17 protein-coding genes are annotated in these 26,567 nt (G+C 74.0%); 7 read left to right on the plus strand and 10 right to left on the minus strand.

The window, feature by feature from the left end; translation table 11 throughout:
• Window positions 1-47: 47 nt before the first annotated feature.
• The 7 genes from C3486_RS01775 to C3486_RS01805 form a co-directional block, all read right to left on the minus strand.
• Window positions 48-1,166 carry a B12-binding domain-containing protein gene (locus C3486_RS01775; protein WP_103830715.1) on the minus strand — a complete coding sequence of 373 codons (1,119 nt, stop codon included), beginning with the start codon at window positions 1,164-1,166 and terminating at the stop codon, window positions 48-50.
• Window positions 1,163-2,851: a GAF domain-containing SpoIIE family protein phosphatase gene (locus C3486_RS01780; protein WP_103830716.1), complete on the minus strand. Its 1,689-nt coding sequence runs from the start codon at window positions 2,849-2,851 to the stop codon at window positions 1,163-1,165. The genes C3486_RS01775 and C3486_RS01780 overlap by 4 nt, the downstream gene beginning before the upstream one ends.
• A 334-nt stretch (window positions 2,852-3,185) precedes the next feature.
• Window positions 3,186-3,686 carry a hypothetical protein gene (locus C3486_RS01785; protein ID WP_103830717.1) on the minus strand — a complete coding sequence of 167 codons (501 nt, stop codon included), beginning with the start codon at window positions 3,684-3,686 and terminating at the stop codon, window positions 3,186-3,188.
• Window positions 3,687-3,983: 297 nt separating this feature from the next.
• A complete protein-coding gene (locus C3486_RS01790) occupies window positions 3,984-5,639 on the minus strand; it encodes a beta-N-acetylhexosaminidase (RefSeq protein ID WP_103830718.1) in 1,656 nt (551 codons plus the stop codon).
• Between the two features lie 5 nt (window positions 5,640-5,644).
• Window positions 5,645-6,493 carry a carbohydrate ABC transporter permease gene (locus C3486_RS01795; RefSeq protein WP_103830719.1) on the minus strand — a complete coding sequence of 283 codons (849 nt, stop codon included), beginning with the start codon at window positions 6,491-6,493 and terminating at the stop codon, window positions 5,645-5,647.
• Entirely contained in the window at window positions 6,490-7,392 is a 903-nt protein-coding gene (locus tag C3486_RS01800) for a carbohydrate ABC transporter permease (RefSeq protein WP_103830720.1), read from the minus strand. Before C3486_RS01800 ends, C3486_RS01795 begins: the two co-directional genes overlap by 4 nt.
• Complete coding sequence (locus C3486_RS01805) at window positions 7,389-8,693, minus strand: extracellular solute-binding protein (RefSeq protein ID WP_103830721.1); 1,305 nt, start codon at window positions 8,691-8,693, stop codon at window positions 7,389-7,391. Before C3486_RS01805 ends, C3486_RS01800 begins: the two co-directional genes overlap by 4 nt.
• A gap of 234 nt (window positions 8,694-8,927) precedes the next feature.
• Here C3486_RS01805 and C3486_RS01810 point away from each other — a divergent pair, with 234 nt between their 5' ends.
• From C3486_RS01810 to C3486_RS01820, 3 genes are read left to right on the plus strand one after another with little or no spacing between them, the layout of a single operon-like run.
• Window positions 8,928-10,151 (plus strand): cytochrome P450, encoded by a 1,224-nt coding sequence (locus C3486_RS01810; RefSeq protein WP_103830722.1) that lies wholly within the window; start codon window positions 8,928-8,930, stop codon window positions 10,149-10,151.
• 39 nt (window positions 10,152-10,190) lie between these two features.
• A complete protein-coding gene (locus C3486_RS01815; protein ID WP_103830723.1) occupies window positions 10,191-10,385 on the plus strand; it encodes a ferredoxin in 195 nt (64 codons plus the stop codon).
• On the plus strand, window positions 10,382-11,050 hold the full coding sequence (locus tag C3486_RS01820; RefSeq protein ID WP_103830724.1) for a TetR/AcrR family transcriptional regulator: 669 nt from the start codon (window positions 10,382-10,384) through the stop codon (window positions 11,048-11,050). Before C3486_RS01815 ends, C3486_RS01820 begins: the two co-directional genes overlap by 4 nt.
• A 43-nt stretch (window positions 11,051-11,093) precedes the next feature.
• Here the strand turns inward: C3486_RS01820 and C3486_RS01825 are convergent, their stop codons facing one another.
• The 3 genes from C3486_RS01825 to C3486_RS01835 all read right to left on the minus strand — a co-directional run bounded on the left by C3486_RS01825 (window position 11,094) and on the right by C3486_RS01835 (window position 21,610).
• The gene (locus C3486_RS01825; protein ID WP_103830725.1) at window positions 11,094-11,588 is read right to left on the minus strand and encodes a DUF4188 domain-containing protein; all 495 of its coding nucleotides are present in this window, start codon (window positions 11,586-11,588) and stop codon (window positions 11,094-11,096) included.
• Window positions 11,585-20,965: a non-ribosomal peptide synthetase/type I polyketide synthase gene (locus C3486_RS01830; protein ID WP_103830726.1), complete on the minus strand. Its 9,381-nt coding sequence runs from the start codon at window positions 20,963-20,965 to the stop codon at window positions 11,585-11,587. The genes C3486_RS01825 and C3486_RS01830 overlap by 4 nt, the downstream gene beginning before the upstream one ends.
• A 102-nt stretch (window positions 20,966-21,067) precedes the next feature.
• Window positions 21,068-21,610: an enterochelin esterase domain-containing protein gene (locus C3486_RS01835; RefSeq protein ID WP_103830727.1), complete on the minus strand. Its 543-nt coding sequence runs from the start codon at window positions 21,608-21,610 to the stop codon at window positions 21,068-21,070.
• Window positions 21,611-21,733: 123 nt separating this feature from the next.
• On the opposite strand from C3486_RS01835, the gene C3486_RS01840 reads away from it, so the two are divergent.
• From C3486_RS01840 to C3486_RS01855, 4 genes are all read left to right on the plus strand, one after another.
• Window positions 21,734-22,228 (plus strand): NAD-dependent epimerase/dehydratase family protein, encoded by a 495-nt coding sequence (locus tag C3486_RS01840; protein ID WP_103830728.1) that lies wholly within the window; start codon window positions 21,734-21,736, stop codon window positions 22,226-22,228.
• Window positions 22,225-22,764 carry a sugar nucleotide-binding protein gene (locus C3486_RS01845; RefSeq protein WP_103830729.1) on the plus strand — a complete coding sequence of 180 codons (540 nt, stop codon included), beginning with the start codon at window positions 22,225-22,227 and terminating at the stop codon, window positions 22,762-22,764. The genes C3486_RS01840 and C3486_RS01845 overlap by 4 nt, the downstream gene beginning before the upstream one ends.
• 172 nt (window positions 22,765-22,936) lie before the next feature.
• A complete protein-coding gene (locus C3486_RS01850) occupies window positions 22,937-24,559 on the plus strand; it encodes an amidohydrolase (protein ID WP_103830730.1) in 1,623 nt (540 codons plus the stop codon).
• Window positions 24,560-24,750: 191 nt separating this feature from the next.
• Window positions 24,751-26,567: FUSC family protein (locus C3486_RS01855; RefSeq protein ID WP_103830731.1), on the plus strand; the 1,817-nt coding region annotated here is incomplete at its 3' end.

The raw sequence follows: 26,567 nt of genomic DNA on the forward strand, positions 1-26,567 counted from the left end.
CGACGCAGCCCCTCGTGGCTCCTCGGCGCGGCCCCTCGTGCGGGCGGTCAGGGGCCCGGCGGTGTGCCGTCGAGGTGGGCGGTCAGCGTCTCCTCGGCCCGGTTGAGGACGCCCGTCGCCCGGGGAAAGTCCTTCAACTGCCCCCCGATGACGTCCAGCGCCGGGAAGAGGACGTCCGGGGCGACGTCCCGTACGGCGAGCACGTCCGCCGTCCAGGAGAGGAAGTCCGTGAAGAGTGCGGCGTCGTCCACGTAGAGGGCGGTGGCCAGGAAGTCGACGATGTACGCGACGTCCTCGGCGGTGTACTGCCGCTGCCGCTCGGTGTAGGTCTTCATGGCGGGGACACGGTCCTCCAGCGCGCCGAGGGTGTGCTGCACGAGCTGCGCCGCCGACCGCGTGACGAGCGTGTACTCCTGGTCCTCCAGGTGGGGGAGCTCGTCGGCCGGCTGCCCCACGGCCGCCGGGTCCGGCCGCGGCAGGTCTCCCTCCAGCAGGCCGGCGGCACCGCGGGCGTCGTCGGCCCAGAGCGCCCCGAGCATTCCCGCGTACCGCCCGTCCCGGCCGAACGCGGCTCCGCCGGCCAGCACGGGAACCCCCGCTGACCGGCAGGCGTTGACCGTGGTGTGGACGGTGGGGAGCCGGACGGCGAGGGAGGCGGAGAGGGCGACGGCGTCGGCGCCGGTGCGGTGGAGATGGGAGATCAGGTGCGGGGTCGGCACGTGGGCGCCGAGGAAGTCCACTTGCCGGCCACGCAGTTTGAGGACCTCGGCGAGCAGCCGGGCGGGCAGCGCGTGCCACTCGCCCGAGACGCAGGCGACGGTGAGGCGGCGGTCGGCGGTCCGGCCGCTGCGGTCGCCGAGGCCACGGCGGCCGGCGAAGTGGAGGGCGAGGGCGGCCACGACGCGGTCGCTGATGTTCGTGGCGGTGTGCTCCTGCGCGACGGTGATGCGGTTTCCGGCCCAGGCGTCGCCGATCCGCCGCTGTACGGGCGCGAGGACGTCGAGCAGCAGGGCCTCGGCGGCCAGTCCGGCGTCGAGTGCCGAGCGGGCGGCCTGCACGGCGGCGTACTCGTCCCCCTCCAGGAGGGCGTCCCACAGCCGGTCGCGGGTCGTGTCGAGGCCGGCGGCGGGCGAAGAGCCGGACGACGGGTGCGAGGAGGTGTTCATGTGCGGTACCTGCCTGACGAATGCCCGCTCGCCGGGTCGGCGTGCGGGGTGCGCGGTGCGGTGATGGCGACGACGGCCATGTCGTCGTGACGGCCCTGGCCGATCCATTGCGTGGCGAGCATCTGAATGCGCTCGACGACGGCCTGGGCGGGCATGCCGACGCAGGCGGACAGCGCGTTCTCCAGCCGCTGCTCGCCGAACATGGCCCCGCCCAGCGGTCCGCCGCGGGCCTCCGTGATGCCGTCGGTGTACATCAGGCACGTCTCCCCCGGTGCGAGGACGACCCGGGCCGTCCTGGCCTGGATCTCGGGGAGCACGCCGACCAGGGTGCCGTGCGTGTCCGCCTCCTCGACCGTGCCGTCGGTGCGCAGCACCAGCGGTGCCGGATGCCCGGCGCAGGTCAGCCGCAGCCGTACCTGCCCTTCCGTGCGCAGTGCCGAGGCCAGGACGAGGGTGGCGAAGCGGGTGTGGTGGGAGTTGACCAGTGCGCCGTTGAGCAGGCTCAGGACGCGGTGGTGGTCGTCGGCCATGGGGAGCAGGGCCTGCAGGGTGTTGCGGATCTTGCCGGTGAGGACGGCGGCGTCCAGCCCCTTGCCGCAGACGTCGCCCAGTACGACGAAGGTCTCCTGCCGCTCGTCGCTGCCGGGGTGCACGTCGTAGAAGTCGCCGCCGACCCGGGCCCCTTGGCCCGAGGGGCGGTAGCCGCCGGCGAAGTCCACGTCGTGCACCCGGCGCAGCGTGGGCGGCAGCAGTTCCCGCATCAGGGTGGCGGTGATGCTCGCCTGCTCGGCGTAGAGCCGGACGACCGACCAGGCGGCCCCGGCCCGGGCCGCGAACAGCCGCGCGAAGCCCTCTTCGCTCTCGCTGAACGCCGGCCGGTCCGTCCGGCGCAGCAGGACCAGCGCGCCGGTCGGTACGCCGTGCCCCGGCAGCGGTGTGACCACCACCGAGCCGACGGGGCCGCCGAAGGCGCCGGGCACCAGCCAGTCGGGGACGGCGGCGGGGTCGATCCAGCGCCCGGACACGGGCGGCAGTCCTTCCAGGGCCTCGCCCAGGCCGGGCACCTGGGCGGGGTCCGCGTCGACGGCCCGGCGCACGACGGCCCCGCCGGCGCTGCTGGTGATCATCGAGAGCCGGTGTCCGGTCGCCGAGGGGATGACGACGGCGGCGTCCGCCAGGTGGCGCGCGGCGAGTTGGGCGGTGACCGTCATGCAGCGTTCGGCGTTCATGGACGCCAGCAGCGCGTTCGAGACCTCCGACAGCAGCAGGGCGCGCTGCTGTTCGGTCTTGAGCGCTTCCTCCGCCAGCCGGCGGCCGGTGTCCTCGACGAGCCACCACACCACCTCGTCCTCCTCGCCGAAGGTGGGGTACGCCTCGAAGCTGCGCCCGCCGGCGTGGCCGTACACCGGCCGGACACCGTCGCGGTGGGAGGCGAGGAGGGCTGCCCGGCCCTCGGCCCTGAGCAGCTCGGTGAGGCGGCGGTGGGTGTCGGCCAGCCATGCCGGTACGGTCTCGTGCAGCCATGCGCCGCAGGTCGCGCGGGGGAAGAGGAGGGTGGCCGCGCGGTTCAGGTCCAGCACGGCACCGGAGGTGTCCGCGACCAGAACGGGGTACGGAGCGGCGTGCCAGGCGGTACCGAGTCCGGCACCGTGCTGGCCGGCGACAGCCCCCTTGAAAGTCTCCACGCGTCTCCACGAGCGGGCACGAGTCCACACCAGCGGGGCGCACGGCTGCGGCCCCGCCAACTCCCGGCTTCCGTCCGGACACCGTGGGGGGACCTTCCCGCACCCGTTCCGGCGCGGCAACCGATCCTCCGGATAACGCCGATGCCGCACCGAAGCTGATAGAGGACGCGTACAAGCGGAGCGCCTTTGTGCCCGTCGTTGCCCAGGTCGGACGCCGATTCTGATCACATGCCTCACTGCACGTGGCCGGGAGGCGGCTGACGACGACGGCCCGGCCGCAGTGCCCTCGGGGGGCGCTGCGGCCGGGCCGGGTGTCGGGCGGGCCGGTCCCGGCTCAGTGACCGGGGCGGGTCTCGAAGCGCGGGCCCTGGTCGGGGCTGTCGGTACCGGCCAGCTGGGTGACGAGGTTGTGCGTGGTCGCGAGGTCGTGCAGCAGGGTGCGGGTCCGGTCCGGCGGCAGGCCCGCGGTGCGGGCGACCTCGTCCAGGTACGCGGCGCGGCCGTGCTCGCCCTCGGCCTCGGCCACGGCCCGGAAGACCCGTTCATGTTCCTCGCCGTAGCCCGGCCGGCCCCGGCCGGTGTAGCTGCGGGCCGGTTCCTGGGAGGTGCCGGGCCTGACCGGGCCTGACTGGTCGCCTGGCCAGTCCTGCTTGCCGCGGTGCAGGGGCGCGACCTTCTCCTCGTGGGTCATGGTGGACCGGTCGGGTACGTGCGTACGCTGCTTCGACGCGCCCGTGGTCCGGCCCTGGACACTGGGCTTCTCCCCCGCCCGCTCGGCCTCGTGGGCGGCCGCGCGGCGCTGGTCCTCGTCTCCTTCGACCTTCTTGCGCACCATGAGGTGTTCTCCCTGTTCGACTCGGTGGCAGCGGTCGCCACGGCGGCGCGCCGGCCTCCGCCGCGCGCCTCAGGCCGGTGGGACCGCCCTTCCAGCGTCCCCCGTCCCCGGGCCTGCGACCACCCGGGACGCCGCCCTCCGCAGTGCCCGTGGAACGCCCGGGTCACACCTGGCCGACGCCGGACGGGCAGCGGCGCCACCGTCGGCCCGCTCAGCGCCGCCGGGACCGGCTCAGCGGCGCGGGGACCCGCTCGGCGCACCGCGGGGGGGGGCCGGCGCGAAGCGGCCAGGACCGGTTCAGCGCCGTGGGGGCGTGCCCTCCAGCGGGCGGCCGGGCACGCCGGGGCGGCGCTGGCGGGGCAGCGGGCCGCCGGGCGGGCGGTAGTCGACACCGAGCGCGTCCAGCCGGGCGTAGTGGCCTGTCATCCGGGCCTCGAAGCCCGCGTAGTCCCGCTCCTCGGGGGCCGGCAGCGGGGACCAGGCGACCTCGGCGAACGCGGCGAGCCGGGGGAAGACCTGGTAGTCGACGCGGGCGCGGTTCTGCATGACCTCGGTCCAGACGTTGGCCTGGGTACCAAGGATGTGGCGGGCCGCCTCGGGGGAAAGGCCCGGCGGTACGGGTTCGAACCGGTAGACGTCCTCCAGGGTCCGGACGTACCCGATGGGCATCGGCTCGTCGGGGCCGCCGTGCTGCCGGTGGTCCAGGTAGACGTGCTGCTCGGGGCACATCACGACGTCGTGCCCCGCCTCGGCGGCGGCGATGCCGCCCGCGTAGCCGCGCCAGGAGGAGACCGCGGCGCCTCCGGGGAGGCCGCCCTCCAGGATCTCGTCCCAGCCGATGAGCCGGCGGCCGCGCGCTGCCAGCCATGCGTCGAAGTGGCGGAGGAACCACGACTGGAGCGCGTCCTCGCCGGCCAGGCCGAGTGCGGCGATCCGGGCCTGCGCGGCCGGGGAGCGCCGCCACTCGTCCCGCGGGCACTCGTCCCCGCCCAGGTGGACGAAGGGCGAGACGTCGGCCGGGAAGAGGTCGAGCACCTCATCCAGTACGTCCTCGTAGAAGCGCAGGGTGGCGTCGGTGGGCGCGAGGACGTGCGGGCTGACGCCCCAGTTGTCCCACACCCCCAGTGCCGAGGTGTCGACGGCGTCGGTGTTGCCCAGGTGCGGGTAGGCGGCGATGGCGGCCTGCGAGTGGCCGGGTACGTCGATCTCGGGGACGACGCCGATGTGCCGCTCGGCGGCGTACGCGACGATCTCCCGGATGTCGTCCTTCGTGTAGTACCCGCCGTGCGGGGTCTCGTCCCACAGCTCCGAAGCCCGGTGGCCCCACTTGGTGCGCGGGCGCCAGGAGCCGACCTCGGTGAGGCGCGGGTGGCGTGCGATCTCGATGCGCCAGCCCTGGTCGTCGGTGAGGTGGAAGTGGAAGACGTTGAGCTTGTGCGCGGCGAGCAGGTCCAGGTAGCGCAGGACGTCGTCCTTGGGCAGGAAGTGCCGGGCCACGTCGAGCATCATGCCGCGCCAGCCGAAGCGGGGCCCGTCCTCGATGCGCACGGCGGGCAGGTCCGTGGCGCGCCCGGGCGCGAGCGGTGCACGCCGGAAGGCATCGGCGCCGAGGAGCTGGCGCAGGGTCTGCGCGCCCCAGAAGACGCCGGCCGGGTCGCCGCCGGTGATCCGTACGGCACCGCCGGTGGTGTCGAGCCGGTAGTGCTCGGGCGGGAGTCCGGGGTCGACGGCGAGGGTGATCGTGCCGGGTGCGCCGGCGGGGCCGGGCGGCAGGGGCAGGCCGAGCGCGGCGCCCACGGTGGAGTGCAGCCACCGCTCGGTGGTTCCGGTCCCGGGGCCGGCCGCGAGCGCGGTGGTCGCGTCCAGGGTGCAGCCTGCGCCGGCGACGGCGTCCAGGTGCGCCGGCGCGGGCACGAGTCCGAGCTGCGGGGCTGTGGTCGTCGAACGCTTCATGGTGATCAGTCCTTGACCGCGCCGCCGAGCCCGGAGACCAGGCGGCGCTGTACGAGTACGAAGAAGACCAGGACCGGGACGGTCATCACCGTGGAGGCGGCCATGATTCCGCCCCAGTCGTTCTCCTCGGGCTTGAAGAAGACCAGCAGGGCCATCGGCAGGGTGGACTGCGACACGTCGCTGATGAGGAAGGACTTGGCGAACAGGAAGTCGTTCCAGGTGGAGATGAAGGAGAAGACACTGGTGGCGGCCAGGCCGGGGAAGACCAGCGGGAAGAGGATCCGCCACAGGAAGCGGGCCCGGCTCGCGCCGTCGACGGCCGCCTGTTCCTCCAGGGCCTCGGGTACCGCCTTGACGAAACCGCGCAGCATCCAGATGGCGAACGGCAGCGAGAAGGCCAGGTGCGGCAGGATCAGCGAGCCGAGGGTGTTGAGCTGGCCGAGGTCCCGCATGAGGAAGAACAGCGGGATGGTCAGCGCCTCGACCGGCACCATCTGCGCCACCAGGAACATGATCAGCAGGGTGGTGCGGAACCGGAAGCGGAAGCGGGTGACCGCGACGGCCGCCAGGAAGGCGATCAGCGCGGAGGCGACGACGACCGTGCCGGCCACGATCAGGCTGTTGAGGAAGTACCGGCCGAAGTCCTGCTGCCCGAAGACGCGCCGGAAGGCGTCGAAAGAGGGGCTGAGGGTCCAGGGGCGCGGCGTGGTGGACTGGATCTCGCCCGCCGGCTTGAAGGCCGAGAGGACCATCCAGTACAGCGGGAACGCGACGAGGGCGGCGATCAGGAGCGCGGCGGCCTCGGCGGCGAGCCGGCCGGGGCGGCGGATGCGGACCGCGCGTGACGGGCTCACAGTTCCTCCCCCTGGCGCCGCACGATGCGCAGGTGGACCAGCGTGACGGCGAGCAGGATCAGCAGCATGACCACGCCGATCGCCGAGCCGAGGCTGTACTGCGAGGAGGCGAACGCCTTCTGGTACGCGTACACGTTGAGCACGAGGTTCTGCCGGGCGATGCCGCCGCCGCCCGTCATCACGTAGATCTGGGTGAAGATCTTGAAGTCCCAGATGACGGACTGGAGGGTGACGACGAGGAGGATCGGCCGCAGCATCGGCGCCATGACGGAGCGCCAGGTGCGCCACTGCGAGGCGCCGTCCAGCGCGGCGGCCTCCAGCACCTCGGCCGGGATGGCGCGGATGCCGGCGTAGACGGTCACCATCACGAATGGGAACGAGCACCAGACGACTTCGAAGAGGACCAGTGCGAACGCGCTGTAGCGGCCGTACGTCCAGGAGAAGTCGCCGAGTCCCAGCACCTTGTTGACGGGCCCGAAGTCGGGGTCGAAGAGGAAGACCCAGACGGTGGAGCCGGTGATGGCGGGGGTGGCCCAGGCGCCGAGCGCGGCCAGCATCAGGACGAGCCGGGGCAGCGCGCGCACCCGGGTCAGCAGGACGGCGAGGGCGCAGCCGACGAGCAGGGTGGAGAGCACGCAGGCGGCGGCGAACAGCACGGTGGCGAGGAGTACCCGCCAGAACTCCCCGTCGCCGAGCAGCGCGGCGTAGTTGGCGAACCCCTGGAAGGAGGTCGGCCGGCCGCCGCTGACCTGCGCCTGGGTGTACTCCAGGAAGGAGATCAGGCCGAGTTGGTAGATCGGGTAGACCAGCAGGGCGCCCAGGACGGCGAGCGCGGGCAGCAGGTAGAGCCAGGGGGTCCAACCGGGGCGGCGGAGGGCGGTCAACGGCGCCGTCCTCACCGTGCGTCGGCGAACGCGGCGTCCATCTTGCGCGCCGCGTCGTCGGACGCCTGGCCGACTCCCTTACGGCCGCTGACGATCTCCTGGAACATGGTGGGGAGGATCAGCGAGGCGTCGATCTGGCCCCAGGCGGGCGAGGCGGGCACGGACTTGGCGCCGGCGTGCAGGGTCGCGACGAACGGCTTGACGAACGGTTCCTTCGTCGCGGCCTCGTCGAGCACGTCGGTGTAGGTCGGCAGGAAGCCCATCGCGTCGAACAGCCGCCGCTGGGTCTCCTTGCCGGTGAGGGTCTTCATCAGGTCGACCGCCAGGGTGCGGTGCGAGGTGCTCTTCAGTACGCCGATGTTGTTGCCGCCCGCGAAGGCCGGGGCGATCGAGCCCTTCTTGACGCCGGGCAGCGGGACGACCGCGTACTTGCCCTTGACCTTGCTCGCCTCGACGGCGGCGTGGCTGAAGTCGCCGCCGATCGCCATGGCGGCCTTGCCCGAGGCGAATGCGGTGACGGTGGCGTTGCCGCCCAGAGAAGCGCACTTGTCGGCCGGGCAGTTGGCGTTGCCGAACAGCGAGGCGTAGGCGCTGATGCCCTTGCGGGCCTGCGGGGTGTTGACGGCCGCCTTGTAGGTGCCGCCCTTCTTCACGGCGAGCTCGCCCCCGTGGGCCCAGAGGAAGGGCAGGGCGCCGTAGGTGTAGGCGCCGCCGACCGCCAGGCCGTAGAGGTCCGGTCTGGCCTTGTGGATCTTCTTGGCGGCAGCCGCCAGTCCGGCCTGCGAGGCGGGCGGGTCGATGCCCAGGTCCTCGAGGACGTCGGTGCGGTAGTACAGCGCGCGGACGCCCACGAAGAGCGGCGCGCCGTAGACCTTGCCGCCGACGGTCACGGACTCCTTCGCCGTGGGGTCGGCGTCCTTGGCCTCGTCCCATGCGGCGTACTCGGCGCTGACGTCGGCGAGGCCGCCGTCCCGCACGTATCCGGCGGTGTCGGTGTTGCCGTACTCGATGAGGTCGGGGGCGCTCGCGGGGTCGTTGAACGCCGCCTTGATGCGCTGCGCGCGGGTGTCGACGGGGATGTACTCGACCTGGACGTCGGTCCCCTTGTGCCGCTTCTCGAAGGAGGCGACGGCCGCGTCGACGGCCTTCTCCTTGGGCGCGTTGCCGACCTCACGGAACAGCCAGACGCGCAGCGTTCCGCTCTTCTCGTCCGCCGTCCCGCCGCTCCCCGAGGTCTGGGGTGCGCAGGCGGTGGCGCTGAGACCGGCGAGGACAAGTGCGGTCAGCGGAGCGGCTATTCGGGCGAACGGCTTCATCGATACCCCTACGGATCGAGCGTTGCAATATACGCAATGAACGTTTCGCTCTGCACAACTGGCGTGGAGCATAAGGGGGTTCGGAGAGCCGGGACAAGGTCTGCACCAATGCGCGATCCACGGCAGGCCGGATGCGCGGGAGTCAATATCGGCCAAACGGAGTTAAGGCGATTGTCTTAGTAAGACACGCGTCTTACGGTGGCGGGAACGCCGAAGCCCGCGGAGGAGCCCCCCATGACCGACGAGGCCACACCGATCCCCGACTACCCGTTCGCCCAGCCCAACGTCCTTGAACCGCCGCGCGAATGGGCCGAGAGCCGCGCCAAGTGCCCGGTCACTCACGTCCGGATGCCCAGCGGGGACGTCGTGGGCCTGCTGACCGGGTACGACGAGGTCCGCACCCTGCTCGCCGACCCGCGCTTCAGCCGCAACCTCGCCCGGGAGGGCGCGGCGCGCCTGTCCAACACCGAGGACGGCGGGCTGTTCAGCCGGACCACGGAAGGCACGGCGGACATCCAGGAGGGTCCGGGCCACCAGCGGTGGCGGCGGCTGCTCAGCCGCGCGTTCACCGTCAAGAAGATGGAGGCCTGGCGCCCTCGCGTCCAGGAGATGGCGGACGAGCTGATCGACGCCATGATGGCCAAGGGGTCGCCGGCCGACCTCCGCAAGGAGCTGGCGCTGCCGCTGCCCGTTCGGGTCATCTGCGCGCTGCTCGGCGCCCCGAGCGAGGACCAGGACAAGTTCGCGTACTGGTCCGAGGTGGCGCTGACGCTGACCAAGTACTCGCAGGAGGAGGTCGACGCGGCGACGCAGGCGTTCCTCGACTACGCCTCGGACCTGGTCGAGCAGAAGCGCGCGCACCCCGGCGACGACCTGCTCAGCGAGCTGACCCAGATCTCCGACAGCCAGGACGGCCGGCTCAGCCACGACGAGCTGGTCTCCACCGCGCGCGGCCTGCTGCTCGCGGGGCACGAGACCACCTCGAACATGATCCTGAAGATGACGGCGCTGCTGCTGTCCGAGCGGGAGCGGTACGAGGCCGTGGTCGCCGACCCGGGGCTGGTCACCGGCACGGTGGAGGAGTCCCTGCGGATGGACCCGCTGGCGGGCGTGGGCATCCCGCGCTACATCACCGAGGACATCGAGGTCGGCGGGGAGCCGGTCGCGCCGGGCAGCAGCCTGCTCGTCAGCCTGGCCGCCGCCAACCGGGACGCGCGCAAGTTCCCCGACCCCGACCGCTTCGACCCGCGGCGCGAGAACAACAGCCAGCACGTCGCCTTCGGCGCCGGGCCGCACTTCTGCGTCGGCCAGACGCTGGCCCGGGTGGAGCTGAAGGTGGTGCTGGAGACCTTCGCGCGCCGACTGCCCGGCCTGCGGCTGCGGGACACCCCCGACCAGCTGCGGCAGCGCGAGGGCGTGGCCGCCGGCGGCCTGCAGGAACTGTGGGTCGAGTGGTGACGCGGCAGGCCGGCGGGCAGCGGGGAACGAGGAGGTAGCATGAAGATCACCGTGGACCAGGACGCGTGCTGCGGCAGCGGGTTGTGCGTACTGAGGGCCGACCGGGTGTTCGACCAGCGTGAGGAGGACGGTGTCGTGATGCTGCTCGACGCGGCGCCGTCGCCGGAGCACCACGAGGACGTGCGCGCCGCCGCCGAGGGGTGCCCGACCGGAGCCATCCGACTCGCGGAATGAACACCACAGCGCCGGCCGCCTCGCCGTCCCCCCGCTCGGTGCTCGCGCGCCACAAGCTGATGCGCGCCGCCGAGCGGCTCATCGCCGAACGGGGCTTCGCAGGCGTCTCCGTACGGCAGATCAGCGAGGCGGCCGGCCAGCGGAACAACTCCGCCGTGCAGTACCACTTCAACGGCCGTGACGAGCTCATCAAGGCGATCCTGTCGAGCTACACGGACGTCATAGAGGAGCGGCGCATCGCCATGGTCGAGGCGCTCGGCGGCCGGCGGATCTCGCTGGAGGAGCACTACCGGTGCCTCATCATGCCGGGCGTCGAGTACCACATCGAGGCACCGGCCCCGACCTGGGGCGCGCGCTTCCTCGCCCAGGCGATCGTCGAGCCGGCGCTGCGCGAGTACGTGATCCAGGAGCATCTGAACACCCCCTCGCACCGCATCCTCGACACCTACGGGGCGCTGCGGCGCGAGGACCTCGACCCCGGGCTGCGCCGGCGGCACAGCGCCATGGTGCGCCAGCTGACCGTGCACGCCTTCGCCGAGCTGGAACACGACCTGGCGGACGGCCGGATCGACCGCGCCGAGGCGGAGCAGCGCTGGCGGCTGCTGGGGGAAGATCTGATCACGGCGCTGTGCGGGCTGTCCACGGCCCTCCTGGGCCGGGCGTGAGCGCACCGGTCCGTACGGTGCGCGGTCCGGCCGCGGGGCCGGGTCAGCGCAGGCCCAGCCGGGCGGCGGCCGTGTCGCCGCGGGTGCCGACCGGGAGGACGCCGGTCGCGGCGCCCAGCCCGTAGGGCGGCATGTCGACGTAGACCGCCTCGTACGCGCCTGCCGCGACGGTGTACGTCTCGTGGAACACGCCCACGCTGCCGCCGCTCTCCCGGACCCGCCGGTTGAAGTCGGCCCAGGCCGGCCGGTGCAGGCGGTCCGGCGCCGAGGCGTACGCCAGCAGCTTCTCCGCCGACTCCCAGTACTGGATCACCTCGACGACCCGGGGCGGGCCGAGCCGGGTACGGGCGCCCAGCAGCCCGCTGTCCCGGTCGGCCAGCAGCTCCCGGATCATCGGCGCCATCGCCTTGGTGACCGGCACCCAGTGGCGCGGCGCGCGCAGCCGGTTGATGCGCATGCCCAGGACGAAGACGACCAGGTCGCCGCCGGCCGCAGCGGTGGTGCGGCCCCGCTCGGGCGCGGGTGCGCTGCGCGTCATGCGGTCACCTCGGCGGGCGTGTGCGCGGCATCCGTCAGCGCGCCACGGACGAGTTCGGCGTTGCGGGCGACGTGCTCGGGGCCGAGCAGTGCGTCGTGCGTGCCCGAGCCGTCGATCCGTACCGTCCGGGTGCGGGAACTGCCCTCCCAGCCGGCGCGCTCCCCGAGCACGTACGGCACTCCGTCCCGGTCGGCGGAGAGCACCGTGATCGGGGCGGTGACCGTGCCGAGGTTGGGCGTGCGGCAGCAGAAGTCCAGGTAGTCCCGGGCCCGGCCGAGGGCGTCCTCGGTGACGGCTCCGCTGCCGTCGCGGCGGCCGAGCCGGGAGCGCAGCTCGTCGTCGAAGCGGGCCAGGGCTTCTTCGCCGGGCGGTGCGGCGGCGGTGAAGCGGTAGGAGTCGAGCAGGACCAGCCGGGACACCTCGCGTCCGCGGCGTTCGAGTTCCTTGGCGACCTCGAAGGCGAGGTTGCCGCCGAGCGAGTAGCCGAGGAGGGGGCAGGGGCCGGCGGGGACGAGCGAGACGATCGCGTCGGCGTACCGGGTGATCTTGTCCTCTTCGGTGAGGTAGTCGAACGCGACGAGACGGAAGCCGTCGAGCAGGCCGGCCAGTTCGCGGTAGAGCAGGCCGTGGCCGCCGGCCGGCGGGAAGCAGAAGACGGTGCGGTCCGGGCCGGCCGCGGCGCCGAAGCCGACGTACGGCGCGGTGTCCGCGGTGGCGGCGGACGCTCCGGTGACCACCTCCTCGACCGCGCGGGCCATGCCGCGCAGCGTGGTCCCGGCGAACAGCGGGCCGACGGGGATCTCGGTGGCGTACGCCGTGCGCAGGTGGTGGACCAGCTCGATGAGGGCGAGCGAACTGCCGCCGCTCTCGAAGAAGTCGTGGTGCGGGCCGAACGGCCCGCCGCCGAGCACGGCGTGCCAGTGCTCGGCCATCCGCTCCTCGTAGGGGGTGGCGGGCGGCTCGGGGCTGTCGCTGGGCGGCTCGGGCGCGGGGGCCGGGAGGGCCGCGGTGTCGAGCTTGCCGTTCGGCGTCAGCGGCAGCTGGGGCAGTGACACGAAGTGGGCGGGGATCATGAAGGCGGGCAGCCGGCCCGCGAGCCGGCGGCGCAGTTCGGCCGGGTCGTGCCGCATCCCCTCCCCCGGTACGTAGTAGGCGCACAGCGTGTTCTCGCCGCCGTCGGTCCGGTGGGTCGTCACATGGACCTGGCGCAGTCCGGCGCAGTCGGCCAGCTGGGCCTCGACCTCGCCGGTCTCCACGCGGTGGCCGCGCACCTTCACCTGGCGGTCCGCGCGGCCGAGCAGATGCACGGTGCCGTCGGCGGACCAGCGGGCCAGGTCGCCGGTGCGGCAGAGCCGGCGTGCCGGGCCGTCCAGGGCGCGGCGGGGGAAGCGGCGCGCGGTCTCCTCGGGGTCGGCGGGGTAGCCGGCCGTGACCCCTGCGCCGCCGACCCAGAGTTCGCCGGTCACGCCGCAGGGCACCGGCTCGCCGTGCCGGTCGAGGATGTACAGCTCGCTGTTGGGGAGCGGGCGGCCGATGGGCACGCCGAGCCCCGGTTCGAGGCCGTCCACCGGGCCTTCGAAGTACGCGCTGTCGATGGTGGCCTCGGTCAGGCCGTAGGAGTTGACCAGGCGGGTGTCCGGGCCGCACAGGGCCCGCAGGCGCCGGTGCTCGCCGACCCGCCAGGTGTCGGAGCCGACGACGAGCAGCCGCAGGAAGTCCAGCCGCAGCCCGTCCCGTGCGCAGTGCTGCAGCAGGGCGCGGGCGACCGCCGGGACGATCTCCGCGCAGTCCACCCGCTCGGCCGCCATCGTCCGGTACAGCCGTGCGGGGTCCAGGACCAGGTCGCGGTCGGCGAGGACGAGCGTGCCGCCCGAGCACAGGGCGCGCACCAGGTCACCGGTGAAGACGTCGAAGGACGGCCCTGCCACCTGCAGGTGGACGCGGACCTCGTCGTCGAGGCGGTACTCCGCGCGCCAGGCGGCCTGTACGGAGGCGAGGTTGCGGTGGCTGACCCGGACGGCCCGGGGCCGGCCGGTCGAGCCGGAGGTGTGGATGAGGTAGGCGGGCGCGTCCAGGGTGACGCGCGGCTCGGGCCCGCCGTCCCCGGGCAGGGGCGCCGCCAGCTCGTCGGCGGTGACCACCGGGGGCCCGGCCGCCCCTGCCGGACGGTCCGGCGTTCCCGAGGTGCCGGCGGGCCGGTCGGTCACGACCAGGACGGCACCGGCGTCCGCCACCATGCGGTCCAGCCGCCCCGCCGGGTGGGAGGGGTCGAGGGGCAGGTAGCAGCCGCCGGCCCGCAGCACCGCGAGCACCGTGAGGATCAGTTCGGGCGACTTGGCCATGCGCAGTGCCACCACGGCGCCGTCCCGGACGCCCCGCTCGTGCAGCTGCCGGGCCATGGCGCGGGACCGTCCGTCCAGCTCGCCGTAGGTCAGCCGGCGGGCTTCCCCGGAGGCGGTGGGGGCGACGACGGCGACGGCCCCGGGATGTGCGGCGGCCTGCTGACCGATGAGTTCATGGACCGGCAGATCATGGGCGGCGGTCCGTCCGGCGCCGCTCCACCGGGTGAGGATCAGCTCGCGCTCCTCGGGGTGGAGCAGCGGCAGCCGGCAGGCGGGCGCGTCGGCGGGGGCGCGGGTCAGCGCGTCGAGCAGGTTGAGGTAGTGCCCGGCCAGCCGGCGCACCGTGGCCGCGTGGAAGAGGTCGGTGTTGTACTTGAGCGCGCACTCGAAGCGGCCCTCGGCCTGGTACTCGTACACGGCCAGGGTGAGGTCGAACTGCCCCTCCTGCTCCGGCAGTTGGATGTTCGCCACACGGTGGCCCGCGAGTTCGTTCCCGAGCTGGTGCGTGAGCAGCACGAACATCGCCTGGAACACCGCCGAGCGGCTGGCGTCGTGCGGCAGCCCCAGCTCCTCGACGAGCAGGACGAACGGGTACTCCTGGTGGTCCAGGCCACCCAGCACCGCGTCCCGGGTACGGGCCAGCAGGCCGGCCACCGAGGGGCCGTCGGCCAGCCCGACGTGCAGCGGCAGCGGATTGGTGAAGTAGCCGTAGACGGGGCCGAACTCCTCACGCGTACGGCCGCTGACCGGGCTGCCGACGATGATGTCGTCCTGGCCCGAGTAGCGGTGCAGCAGCAGGTAGTACGCGCTGAGCAGCACCATGAAGGGCGTGACGTCGTGGCGGCGCGACAGCTCGTGCACCCGTGCGCCGAGTGCCGCGTCGATCTCGAACAGCTCGGAGGCGCCGTGGTGGGTGGCCACCGCCGGGCGGGGCTTGTCGGTGGGCAGCGCCAGGTCCGGGATGCGCTCGGGGAGGTGGCCGCGCCAGTAGTCCAGCATCCGCCGCGCTTCGGGCCCGGCGAGCATCCGCTCCTGCTGGTCGGCGAAGTCCCGGTAGCGGGCGGGTACGGGCGCGAGCGCGGCGGGCCTGCCGGTGCGCAGCGCGTCGTAGACCTCGAACAGTTCCTCGACGAAGGTGAAGATGGACTGGGCGTCGGCGACGATGTGGTGGACGGCCTTGAGGACGGCCCAGCGGTCGGGCGCGAGCCGGAAGAGGCGCAGCCGGACCAGCGGGTCGCCGGTCAGGTCGTACGGCCTGCGGTACTCGCGGATCATGCGCTGCCGTACGGTCTCCTCGTCCTCGCCGCACACGTCGAAGACGGCCGTGTCGGCGCGTACGTGGGGCGAGATCCGCTGGACGGGCCGCCCCTCCTTCCGTACGAAGGTGGTCCGCAGGCAGGGGTGGCGTTCCAGGAGGGTGCGGAAGGCGGCGAAGAACAGGTCCGGGTCGAGCTCGCCGTGGACGGTCAGCGCGCCGCCGATGTTGTAGGCGTGCGCGTCCGGGTCGAGTTCCTTGAGGAACCACAGGGCCTTCTGGTTGGGCGTGAGGGGGTGTTCCTCGTCCTCGGCCGGGCCTTCGTCCGCTGCGTGGTCCCCCTCGGCGTGCGGTACGGCCGCTGGCACGCCGCCGGGCTCGCCGGCTGCCGCAAGGCTCTCGTACAGCCGGGCGGTCAGGGCCGCGACCGGTTCGCCGCTGAGCAGGGCGACCACCGGGAGGGTGGCGCCCAGTTCGGTGCCCGCGCGGGCCCGCAGCTCCATCGCCAGCAGGGAGTCCAGGCCGAGCGCGAGCAGCCCGGCCGCCGGGTCGATCCGGTCCCGGTCCACGCCCAGCACGGTGGCGACCAGCTCGGCGAAGCGTTCCGCGACCAGCTGCCGGCGGGCCGCCTCGTCCGGGGCCGCGCGGAAGGCGTCGCGGAAGGTGCCGCGGGACGCGGTGGCAGGCGCGTCGGCGGCGGCCGCGGCCAGGTCGGCGACCAGTGGGGGCGGCGCGGCGTACCAGGCGGTGGCGGTCGGCCAGTCGGTGACCTGCGCGACGGCCAGGTGTGCCCGGTCCTGGCCGATGACGCGTTCCAGTACGGCCATGCCGGCGGCGGGCGCGAGCGGGTTCATGCCGCGTGCGGTGCGGTAGTGACCGGCGAGGCCGCGTTCCTCGATCATCCCGGCGTCCCAGGGGCCCCAGGCGAGGCTCAGCGCGGGCAGTCCCCGGGCGCGGCGGTGGTGGGCGAGCGCGTCGAGGAAGGCATTGCCGGCCGCGTAGTTGGTCTGGCCCGCGGTGGTGAGCAGCGCGGCGATGGAGCCGAAGAGGACGAAGTGGTCGAGCGGTTCGTCGCGGAGGTGGTGGTGGAGCAGCCAGGCGCCGGCCGCCTTGGGCGCGTAAGCGGCGTCGAACGCCGCCCGGTCCATCGCCGGCACCAGGGTGTCCCTGACCTCGCCGGCCAGGTGGAAGACGCCGCGTACGGGCGGCAGCCCCCGGCGGCGGTGGGCGGCGAGCCAGCCGGTCAGCGCCGCCTCGTCGGTGATGTCGAGCGCGACCGGGAGGGCCTGCGCGCCGAGCGCCTCCAGCTCCCGTACGAAGGCCACCCGCCGCCCGGCCGGGCTGTCGGGGTCGACGGCCTGCCACTGGTCGCGTTCGGGCAGTGCGGTGCGGCTCATCAGGATCAGCCGCCGGGCGCCACGCTCCACGAGGGTGCGGCAGAGGACCTGCCCGAGGGCGCCGAACGCACCGGTCACCAGGTAGCAGCCGTCGGGCCGCAGCCGCAGGGGCAACGGCCGGGTGAGGCCGGCGGGCGGCCGGAGCCGGGCCGTGCGCCGGTGGCCGCCGCGCAGCGCGATCTCCTCGTCCCCCGTGGTGGCGAGTTCGCGCAGGACCGCCTCGGCCTCGCCGGCGGCGGGTTCGGCGGCGAGGTCGATCAACGTGCCGCGCTGGGAGGGGAGTTCCTGCTGCCACAGAACCCGGCCGAGGCCCCAGGCGGCGGCGCCCAGCGGTTCGACGGGATCGCCGTCGGCCACCGCCTGGGCGCCGCGGGTGATGATGTGCAGCCGGGCGCCCGGCTGTGCCGTGGGCAGCAGTTGGGCGAGCTGGACCAGCGAATAGGTGCCGAGGTCCGTGCACCGGGTGAGGTCTTCGCGAGTGGCGGTGCTGAGCGGCGGCAGGTCCAGGTTCCACAGGTGCACCACGGCCTCGAAGGGCGCGTCGAGCGCGGCGAAGAGGCGGGCCAGATCGTCGGCGGAGCCGGGCCGTACGGTGCTCTCCTCCGGGCCGTGCGCGTACCGCGTACCGGGCCGTACCAGGTGGCAGCGGCCGCCGCGCGCCCGTACCAGCGCGGCCAGTTCCCCGGCGAGCGGGCCGGAGTCGGCGAAGACGAGCAGCGCCCCGGGCGGTTCGGCGGTGGTGTCCTCGGGCGGCGGGCTGTCGGTCCAGACGAGTTCGGTGAGCCAGGTGTCGAGGGTGGCCGGCCCTGCCGCTGCCGCCGCGCGGTCGACGTCGGCCGCGTGGAAGCCGGTGATCCGGCCGAGCGGCGTGCCGTCCTCCGCGTACAGCGCGAGGTCGCCGGTGATCCCCTCGTCGTCCTCGTGGGTGAGGGTGGCGTGCGCCCAGAACGGCCCGTCACCGGCCGGTTCGAGGCGTACCTCGGCGAGGGAGAGCGGCAGCCGGATGGCGCCGGGCGTCCCGTCGCCGTCCGTGAGGGCGGGCGTCAGCAGCGTCTGGAAGGCGGCGTCGAGCAGGGCGGGGTGCCAGTGGTCCGGTCCGGGTCCGCCGGTGAGCGCGGCCGGTGGCCGGATGCGGGCCAGTGCTTCGCCCGGCCCGGTCCAGACCTCCTCGATGCCCTGGAAGGCCGGACCGTACTCGTAGCCCTGTGCGGCCAATGCGGCGTAGCACTCGTCGCGGGAGAGCCGGCGGCGGGCGCGTGAGCGGACCGCTTCGGCGTCGAGCGCCGGGCCGGGGCCGCGCCGCTGGCCGGTGCGGACCACTCCGGTGGCGTGGACGGTGCGGCCTGCCCCGCCCTGTGTCGTGGCGACGGTGAAGTCCGCGCTGTCGGGGTCGAAGGAGAACTGGACGGCGGGCGGCCGCTGTTCGTCGAGGAAGAGCGCCTTGGCCAGCCGGACGTCGGCCAGTACGGCCGGGGTGCCGCCGGTCATCGCGCGTACCGCCTGGGCCGCCATCTCCAGGTAACCGGCGGCGGGGAAGACGGCATTGCCCTGGATGCGGTGGTCGGCCAGGTACGGCAGCTGCTCGGGGTCGAGCCGGGTCTCCCAGGTGGGCTGCGCGTGCGGGGTGCGGCGGCCCAGCAGCGGGTGGTCGCGGTGGCCGAGCCGGAGCCCCGCGATGCCTTCGGGCTCGGCCCAGTAGCGGTCGCGGCGCCAGGGGTAGCGCGGCAGCGGGACCGGCCTGCCACTCGGCTGGAGCGCGTGCCAGTCCGGTTCGGCGCCGAGGGTGTGCAGGGCGGCCAGCGTCCGCAGGAACCTGTCGGGCTCGTCCTCCCGGCGGTGCAGCGAGGCGAGCGTCCACCCTTCGACGCCCTTGGCCGCGAGGCATTCGGTGATCGAGTGGCCGAGCACGGGGTGCGGCCCGATCTCCAGGAAGAGGCGGTGGCCGTCGTCGGCGAGCCGGTCGACGGCCGCCCGGAAGCGGACCGGCTCGCGGACGTTGTCCCACCAGTACGCCGCGTCCAGCTCCGCTCCCCCGGCGATGCCCGCACGGGCCGTCAGGTACAACGGCACCGCGGTGGGCCGGGGCGCGAGGTCCGCGAGCGCGGCCAGCAGTTCGTCCCGTACCGGGTCCATCCGCACGCTGTGGTACGGGACGTCGACCGCCAGGAAGCGGGCGAAGACCTGCTCGCGTTCCAGCTCTGCGGCCAGGTCGCGGAGGGCGTCCGTGTCTCCGGAGAGGGTGACGCCGGTGGGCCCGTTGACGGCGGCCACCGACACCAGGTCACGGAGCGGGCGGATGCGGTGCGCGGCCTCGGCCTCGGTCAGTCCGACGGCGAGCATGGTGCCGGTGCCGGCCAGCCGCTGCTGGAGGCGGCTGCGGTGCAGGACGATCCCGACGGCCTGCGGGAGGTCGTAGACGCCGGCTTCGTAGCAGGCGGCGACCTCGCCGGTGCTGTGTCCGACCACGGCGTCGGGGCGCAGGCCGTGGCTGCGCCAGAGTGCGGCCAGCCCGGTCTGGAGCGCGAAGTTGGCGGGCTGCGCGAGCCAGGTCTCCGCCATTCTCGACGTGTCCTCGTCCGCGGCGAGTTCGTCCAGCAGGGACCAGCCCGCCCGGGCGCGGATCTCGCGGTCGACGGCCTCGACGGCCGCCCGGTAGACGGGTTCGGTCGCCAGGAGCCTGCGGCCCATCCCCCACCACTGCGGGCCCATCCCGGTGAACACCCAGGCGGTGCGTACCGGGCCGTGCGCCGGCCGGCGGCCCGTCACCACCGCCGGGTGCGGCTCGCCGCGCTCGTACGCGGCCAGCGCCTCGTCCAGCGCCTCGGGGGCGTCCGGCGCGTACACCACCGCGAGCCGGTGTTCATGGTGTTCGCGCCGGTGGGCGAGGGTGTGGCCGACGTCCGCGAGCGAGGGCGGGGTGCCGTGCGCGCCGGCGAGTTCGGCGCGCAATCCGGTGGCGAGGTCCCGCAGCCCTTCGGGGTGGCGTGCGCTGAGCGGCAGGATCGTACGGCGGTTCCGCGGCGCCGCGGTGGCCGGTTCGGCGTCGCGGGGCGCGGGCAGCGGGTCGTGGCGCGGTGGCTCTTCCAGCAGGACGTGGGCGTTGGTGCCGCCGAAGCCGAAGGAGTTGACGCCGGCCCTGGCCGGTCCTTCGTGCGCGGGCCAGTCGACCAGCCGGTCCGGGATGCGGAAGGGCAGGGCGGCCGCGTCGATGGCGGGGTTGAGCCGCTCCAGGTTGAGGTGCGGCGGGATCTTCCGGTGCTTCAGGGCCAGTACCGTCTTGATCAGTCCGGCGATGCCCGCGGCGGACTCGGTGTGCCCGATGTTGGTCTTGACCGAGCCGACGTAGCACGCGGCGCCGGGCGGCCGCCCCGCGGAGAGCACGCGGGCGAGGGCGTGTGCCTCGACCGGGTCGCCCACGGGCGTGGAGGTGCCGTGCGCCTCGACGTACTGGAGGCTGCCCGGTGCGACGCCGGCCTCGGCGCACACCGCGCGGACCAAACCGACCTGGGCGTCCTCGCGCGGCACGGTGATGCCGTTGGTCCGCCCGTCCTGGTTGACGCCGCTGCCGAGCACCACCGCGTGCACCGGGTCGCCGTCCCGCACCGCGTCGGCGAGCCGCTTCAGCACCACCACGCCGACGCCTTCGGCACGTACGTAGCCGTTCGCCGACGCGTCGAAGGCGCGGGAGCGGCCGTCGGCGGAGAGGAAGCCGCCCTTGGACTCGGCGATGGTGTACTGCGGTGCGCAGTGCAGCAGGGTGCCGCCGGCCAGCGCGAGGTCCGTCTCGCCGCGCAGCAGGCTCTGCCGGGCGAGGTGCAGGGCGACCAGGGAGGAGCTGCAGGCGGTGTCGAGGGAGACGCTCGGGCCGCGGAAGTCGAAGGCGTGCGAGATGCGGTTCGACACCATCGTCATCATGGTGCCGGTCGCGGTGTGGGCCGCCGGGAAGTCCAGGTCGGCGAAGTGCAGCACCTTGTAGTCGACGGTGAAGGCGCCGATGAACACGCCGACGTCGCGGCCGGCGAGGCCCGCGGGACGCTGTCCGCCGTCCTCCAGCGCCTCCCAGCTGACCTCCAGGAGCTTGCGCTGCTGGGGGTCCAGGTGCGCGGCCTCGCGCGGGCTGATGCCGAAGAACTCCGGGTCGAACTCGTCGAAGCCGTCGATGTACCCGCCGCGGCCGCCGACCAGCCGTCCGGGCTTGGCCCGGTCCCGGCTGCGCAGGGTGGTGACGTCGTACCGGTCGGCGGGGGTCGGGACGATGCAGTCGCGGCCCTCGGCGAGGTTCCGCCAGAACGCCCGGTGGTCGTTGGCGTGTCCGGGCAGCCGGCAGCCGATGCCGATGATGGCGATCCGGTCACGGTAGGCGCAATCGGGCGCTTCAGTCATAAATGCACCATAGGCGACATACACGACAGCGCTGGGCCGACTGCGCTGACGACACGTCAGGTCAGCTTGTCGGACTGCCGGACCGGCGGGCGGCCCGTCGCGTCAGAGGGGCGCGTCGGGCGTGACGTAGAGCGAGCCGCCGCCCGCCGGCCGATCCGCCTCCTTCGCATGCCGGTTGAGCGGATCGGCGGCGGCGAAACCGGACAGGGCGCGGAGCCGCTGCCGGAGCCGGGCGAGGTCCGCGGGCGGCCCGCCGGGCGAGATGTCGGCGGCCAGCTTGTACGATCCGCGGCTCCCGGCGGGCAGCAGGTACGTCAGATGCCAGACGTCGGTACCGGGCAGCCGGTCGAGCAGCGAGGAGGGGAGGTCGGCGTGGTCGGTGAGGCCGTCGGCGAGCAGCAGCACCTGGCCGGTGGCCCGGTGGCCGCGCCAGAGGAACGTCACGGCATGCCCGCCGGACGCTCCGGGCGCCTCCTCGACCAGGGGCGTGCCGCGCCGTTCGGCATCCGCCCAGAAGGCGGCGAGCAGGGCTTCGCGTGCGCTTCCGGCGGCGGTGGCGAGCCGGGCCGCGAGGCGTTCGACGCAGGGGCCGGCCATACGGAACGGCCGCGAGTCCCGGGCGCCGGGACCGACGAGGACGTACATCTCTCCCGCTTTCCTGAGCGGCGTGCGGCCCCTGTGACCGCCCCGCCGCGACGATGATTACTTAGGTTAGCCTAAGCTAACTTCATCGGTCATAGGATTCTGCCCCGCACCGGGAGGCCGTCCATGCGTCTGCTCGTCACCGGCCGCGCCGGATTCACCGGCTCGCCCTTCCTCAGGGCCCTGCTGTCGCCCACGCCCCTGAGCGCCCCGCGCGCCGTCACCGTGCTCGACCCCGCCGCCTGCTCCGGCCGCGCCGGGCCGCCGCCCTTCGCCGGCCGGTCCTGTGTCGACCACGTACCCGGCGACGTGCACGACCGCCCGCTGGTGCACGAGCTGATGCGTCATCACGAACTGGTCGTGCACCTCGCCGAGGAACCCGACGCAGGGCGCGCCGTCTCCGTCGACCTGCCGGCCACCCGCACGCTCCTGCAGTCCGCCGTGCACGCCGGGGTGACACGGTTCGTCTACGTCTACGACCACTACCGGGCGCTGCGCCTGACGCTCGGCGGCGGCGAGGCGGGACAGGTACACGACCTCGGCGGCGGAACCGAACTGACCGCCGCCGAGCTGACCGGACGGCTGCTCGCCGAGTGCGGCACCCCGGGAGGCGCGCGATGAGCCGCTGGCTGGTGACCGGGGCCGACGGCGAGGTCGGGCGCGGGCTGTGCGCGCTGCTGCGCGCCAACGGCCACCGCTTCCTGCCCCTCGCGCGGGACGACCTGGACCTCTTCGACGCGGCGGCCGTGCAGTCCACGCTGCTGCGCACCCGCCCGACCGTGGTCGCGCACTGCGCCGCCTGGCCCGGCCCGGACGACCGGCCGGCCGGGTCCCGCACCGTCCGCTGCGGCCTCGACGCGCTGCGGGTCCTCGCACGGACCTGCGGCCGGCTCGACGCCTGCCTGCTGCACCTGGCAGCGGGCCGGACGCTGTGCACGACCTCGCTGTACGCGGCACACGGCCGGGCCGTGACGCACGAGGAACTGCCGGACAGCGCACCGGGCGTGACACACCGGCACACCGGCGGCGACTGCGTAGGTCCCGACCGGGTGGGCGACGTGGCCGCGCGGCTCTACGCGCTGGGCAGCGCACCCGGCGGCCGGGCGGCGAGCGGCCGCCCGGCTCCGGCCGTCAGCACCGGGTCCGGGTACCGCTGAACGACCGATGGCGGGCCCGCCGGGCGGGAGCCGGCGGCTGCACCGGCTTGCTTATTGATCGCGCACCCAATAACGTCCGGGCAGGTCGTCACAGCGGGGCGGCTCGCCGGAAGCCCCCACTCGCAGGGCACTTCGGCGGCAGCCCCACGCCCCAGCGACGAAGGAGTCGTTCATGCAGCCCGAACTCGCCGTGCTCTCCGCGCGGCTGCTCGACCCGGTCACCGGCACGTTCCTGCCGCACACCGCCCTCGCGGCGGCCGGCGGCCGGATCACCCGCCTCGGGGACGACCGGGAGATCCGCGCGCTCGCGGGCCCGGGCACCACCGTCGTCGACCTCAAGGGCGCCGTCGTCACGCCCGGCCTCGTGGACGGGCATCTGCACCCGGTGACCGGCGCACACCGCACACTGGGCGTCGACCTGTCCGGCTGCACCGACCTCGCCGCCGTACGCGAAGCCCTCGCCGGAGCACGCCGGAACCTGACGCCCGGTGCGTGGCTGCGCGGCTGGGGCCTGGACCCCAACGTCTTCGGCGCGGGACCCGTCACCGCCGCCGCGCTCGGTCCCGTCCTCGACGGCGTGCCCGCGGCGCTCGACCTCTTCGACGCACACTCCCTGCTGGCCTCGCCGCGCGCGCTGGAACTGGCCGGGATCGACGGGCCGCGCCGCTTCGACCAGGCCGCCGAGATCGTCTGCGACGACGCGGGACGGCCCACCGGGCTGCTCCTGGAGGACGCCGCCTGCGAACTGGTGGAGGCGGTGGCCCCGGCACCGAGCGCGGCCGAGCGGCGCGAGCGGGTCGTCACCGTCCTGCGCGGCATGGCGGCGGCGGGGCTGACCGGCGGGCACGCGATGGACGCGGGTGACGACAGCCTCGCCACGTACGCGGCGCTGGAGGCCGAGGACGCGCTCCCCCTCAGGGTGCGCGTCGCCCCGTGGTGCCAGCCGGGGGCCGACGAGGAGGCACTGGCGGAGCTGATCCGCATGCAGGGCACCGGCGGGCGGCTCTGGCAGGTCGCGGGCGTGAAGCTCTTCATGGACGGCACCATCGACAACGGCACCGCCTGGCTGGAGAGCCCCGACTGCCACGGCGAGTCCACGCACGCCTTCTGGCCGGACCCGGACGCCTACACCCGCGCCGTCACCGCGCTGCACCGCGCGGGCGTGCCCACCGCCACCCACGCCATCGGCGACGCCGCCGTACGGCACGTCCTCGACACGGTGGAGAAGGCCACGGCGGAGAGCGGCCGGACGCTGCGGCACCGCGTCGAGCACATCGAGACCGTCCCGGACGACACCCTCGGCCGCTTCGCCGCGCTCGGAGTCGCCGCGTCCATGCAGCCCACCCACTGCTGCGAGTTCACCCGGGCCGACCACACGGACAACTGGTCGCGCCGGCTCGGCGAGGAGCGGGCCGCCCGCGCCTGGCGCTGCCGCGACCTGTGGGACTCCGGCGCCACCGTGGTCCTCGGCTCCGACTGGCCCATCGCGCCGTACGCACCGCTCGCCGTGATGGCCGGCGCCCGCCACCGCCGCCCCAGCCGCGACCTGACGCTGCCGCCGCACGGTCCCGGCCAGGCACTGACCCCGCTGGAAGCACTCCAGGGCCTGACCGTGAACCCGGCCCGGGTGGCCGGCGAGGAGCGGTTCGCTGGCCGCCTGGCGGTCGGCCACCGCGCCGACCTCACCGTCTTCGCCGACGACCCGCTCGCCGTCCCCGACACCGAACTCGCCGCGCTGCCCGTCCTGCTCACGGTCGTGGCCGGCCGGCCCACGTACCGGGACGCCGGACTGTGAGGCGGGCCCGGCGGCCGGGCGGTACGGGACGCTCGCGCCCCGCGCCGTCCGCGCGGCCGGTCGCGACGCGGGCCGCCTGACCACCGCATTCAGCGGTTGTCCGGTGCACCGACCTGGGTACCGGAGCAGTCGTCATGGGATGCTGGGGCCTCCATGGATCATGGCGAGCAACGGGAGAGTACGGCAGCGTGATGGCAGCGACACGGCGGGCCCGCACCGGCACCTGGGACCGTTTCGCGGCGTCCGACCCCGGACTGCTGCGGCTGATGGCGGGGTTGCGGACGGTCGGCGCGATCGCGCTGGCCCTCGCCGTCCTCGCGCTCCTCGGCACGGACGTCACGCACATGGTGGCGGGCGCGATGGCGGCGATGGTCGCCACCTTCGCCATCAAGGAGAAGGAGGTGCGCGGGCAGGCCGTCACGCTCGCGTGCGGACTGCCCGTCGCGCTCGTCGCGATGTCACTGGGCGCGCTCCTGCACGCCCGGGTCATCGCCGGTGACGTCTTCTTCGTCCTGCTGATCTTCGGCGCGGTCTACGGGCGCAGGTTCGGCGACCGCGGCACGGCGCTCGGCCTGATCGGCTTCCAGGTCTACTTCATCTCCCTGTTCGTCCGCGCCACCGTCGACGCCCTGCCACAGCTGTACCTGACGCTGGCCGTGGCGTTCGCGTGCAGCGCGGTCATACGTTTCGCCGTGGTCCCGGAGACACCGCAGCGCACCCTGGCCCGGCTGCGGGAGGCGTTCCGGGCCCGGCTCGCACAGCTGGTCGCCGCGCAGGTCGAGCTGCTGGACGCCACGCCCGAGGACCTGGACAAGGTCCTGGACACCCTGCGGCGGCGCACCGCCCGGCTGCACGAGGCGGCCCTGATGATCCAGGGCCGGCTGGAGGAGGGCACCCGGGACGCAGCCACCGCCGCCCGTCTGCAGCGCCGTGTCGCGGACGCCGAGATCGCCGCCGAGCGGCTCGGCGTCACCCTGCTCAACGCGCGCAGCGCCGAACGCGCCGACACCATCACCCTGCACCTGCCGCACGCCCCTGTGCAGGTCGCCGAGCACCGCATGCCCACCGAGGACGCCACCACCGGCACGCTGCGCCGCGACCTCAACGCGCTGCACCTGCTGATCGCGCGCCCCGCGGGCGACGGACGCGGCATGGCCGTGGCCCACGTACGGAACCGGCTGCTCGGCTACCGCGACGAGGACAAGCTGCCGCCGGCCTCGCCCGCCGTGCAGGACGTCTTCCGTGGCATAGGTGAGGCCGCGCGCGCCGTGCTGGGTCTGCGGCTGGCGCTGGACGGGCCGCAGGACGCCTCCGACGACAGTCCAGCGACGGCCCGCTCCCGCGAGGAGTTCGACGCCGAGGACGTCGCGATGGCGGGCCTGGACGAGGAGGCGGAGGAGCAGGCGGCCGACGAGCGGACCGGGCTGCGGCGGCCCACCACGAGGGCCGCCTTCCAGGTCGCCGTGGGGTCGACGCTGGCCATCATCGGCGGCGAGTTCCTGTCCAGCCAGCGCTGGTACTGGGCGGTGCTGACCTGCTGGGTGGTCTTCCTCAACACCGCCTCGACCGGCGAGATCATGGTCAAGGGGTACCGCCGGCTGGTGGGCACGGTGCTCGGCGTGGTCGCCGGTGTGGCGCTGGCGGGCCTGGTCGGCAACCACACCTGGCTCGCGTTCGGCCTGGTCCTGCTCCTCATCTTCGGGATGTTCTTCACGGCGCCGCTGTCGTACGCGCTGATGTCCTTCTGCGTCACCGCGATGCTCGGCCTGCTCTACACCCTGCTCAACACCTACAGCCTGGACGTGCTGATCCTGCGCATCGAGGAGACGGCACTGGGCGCGGCCTGCGGCATCATCGCCGCCGTACTGGTGCTGCCGGTGCACACCGACCGCCGGACGGACGAGCTGCTGGGCACCGTGCTGGAGCGGCTGCGGGACGTGGTGTCGGCGGCCGTCGAGCAGCTCAGTGGCGGGCCCGCCGTCGACCTGCTGGACAAGGCGCGCGACCT

Source organism: Streptomyces sp. Ru73, assembly GCF_002920575.1.
GTDB lineage: Bacteria > Actinomycetota > Actinomycetes > Streptomycetales > Streptomycetaceae > Streptomyces.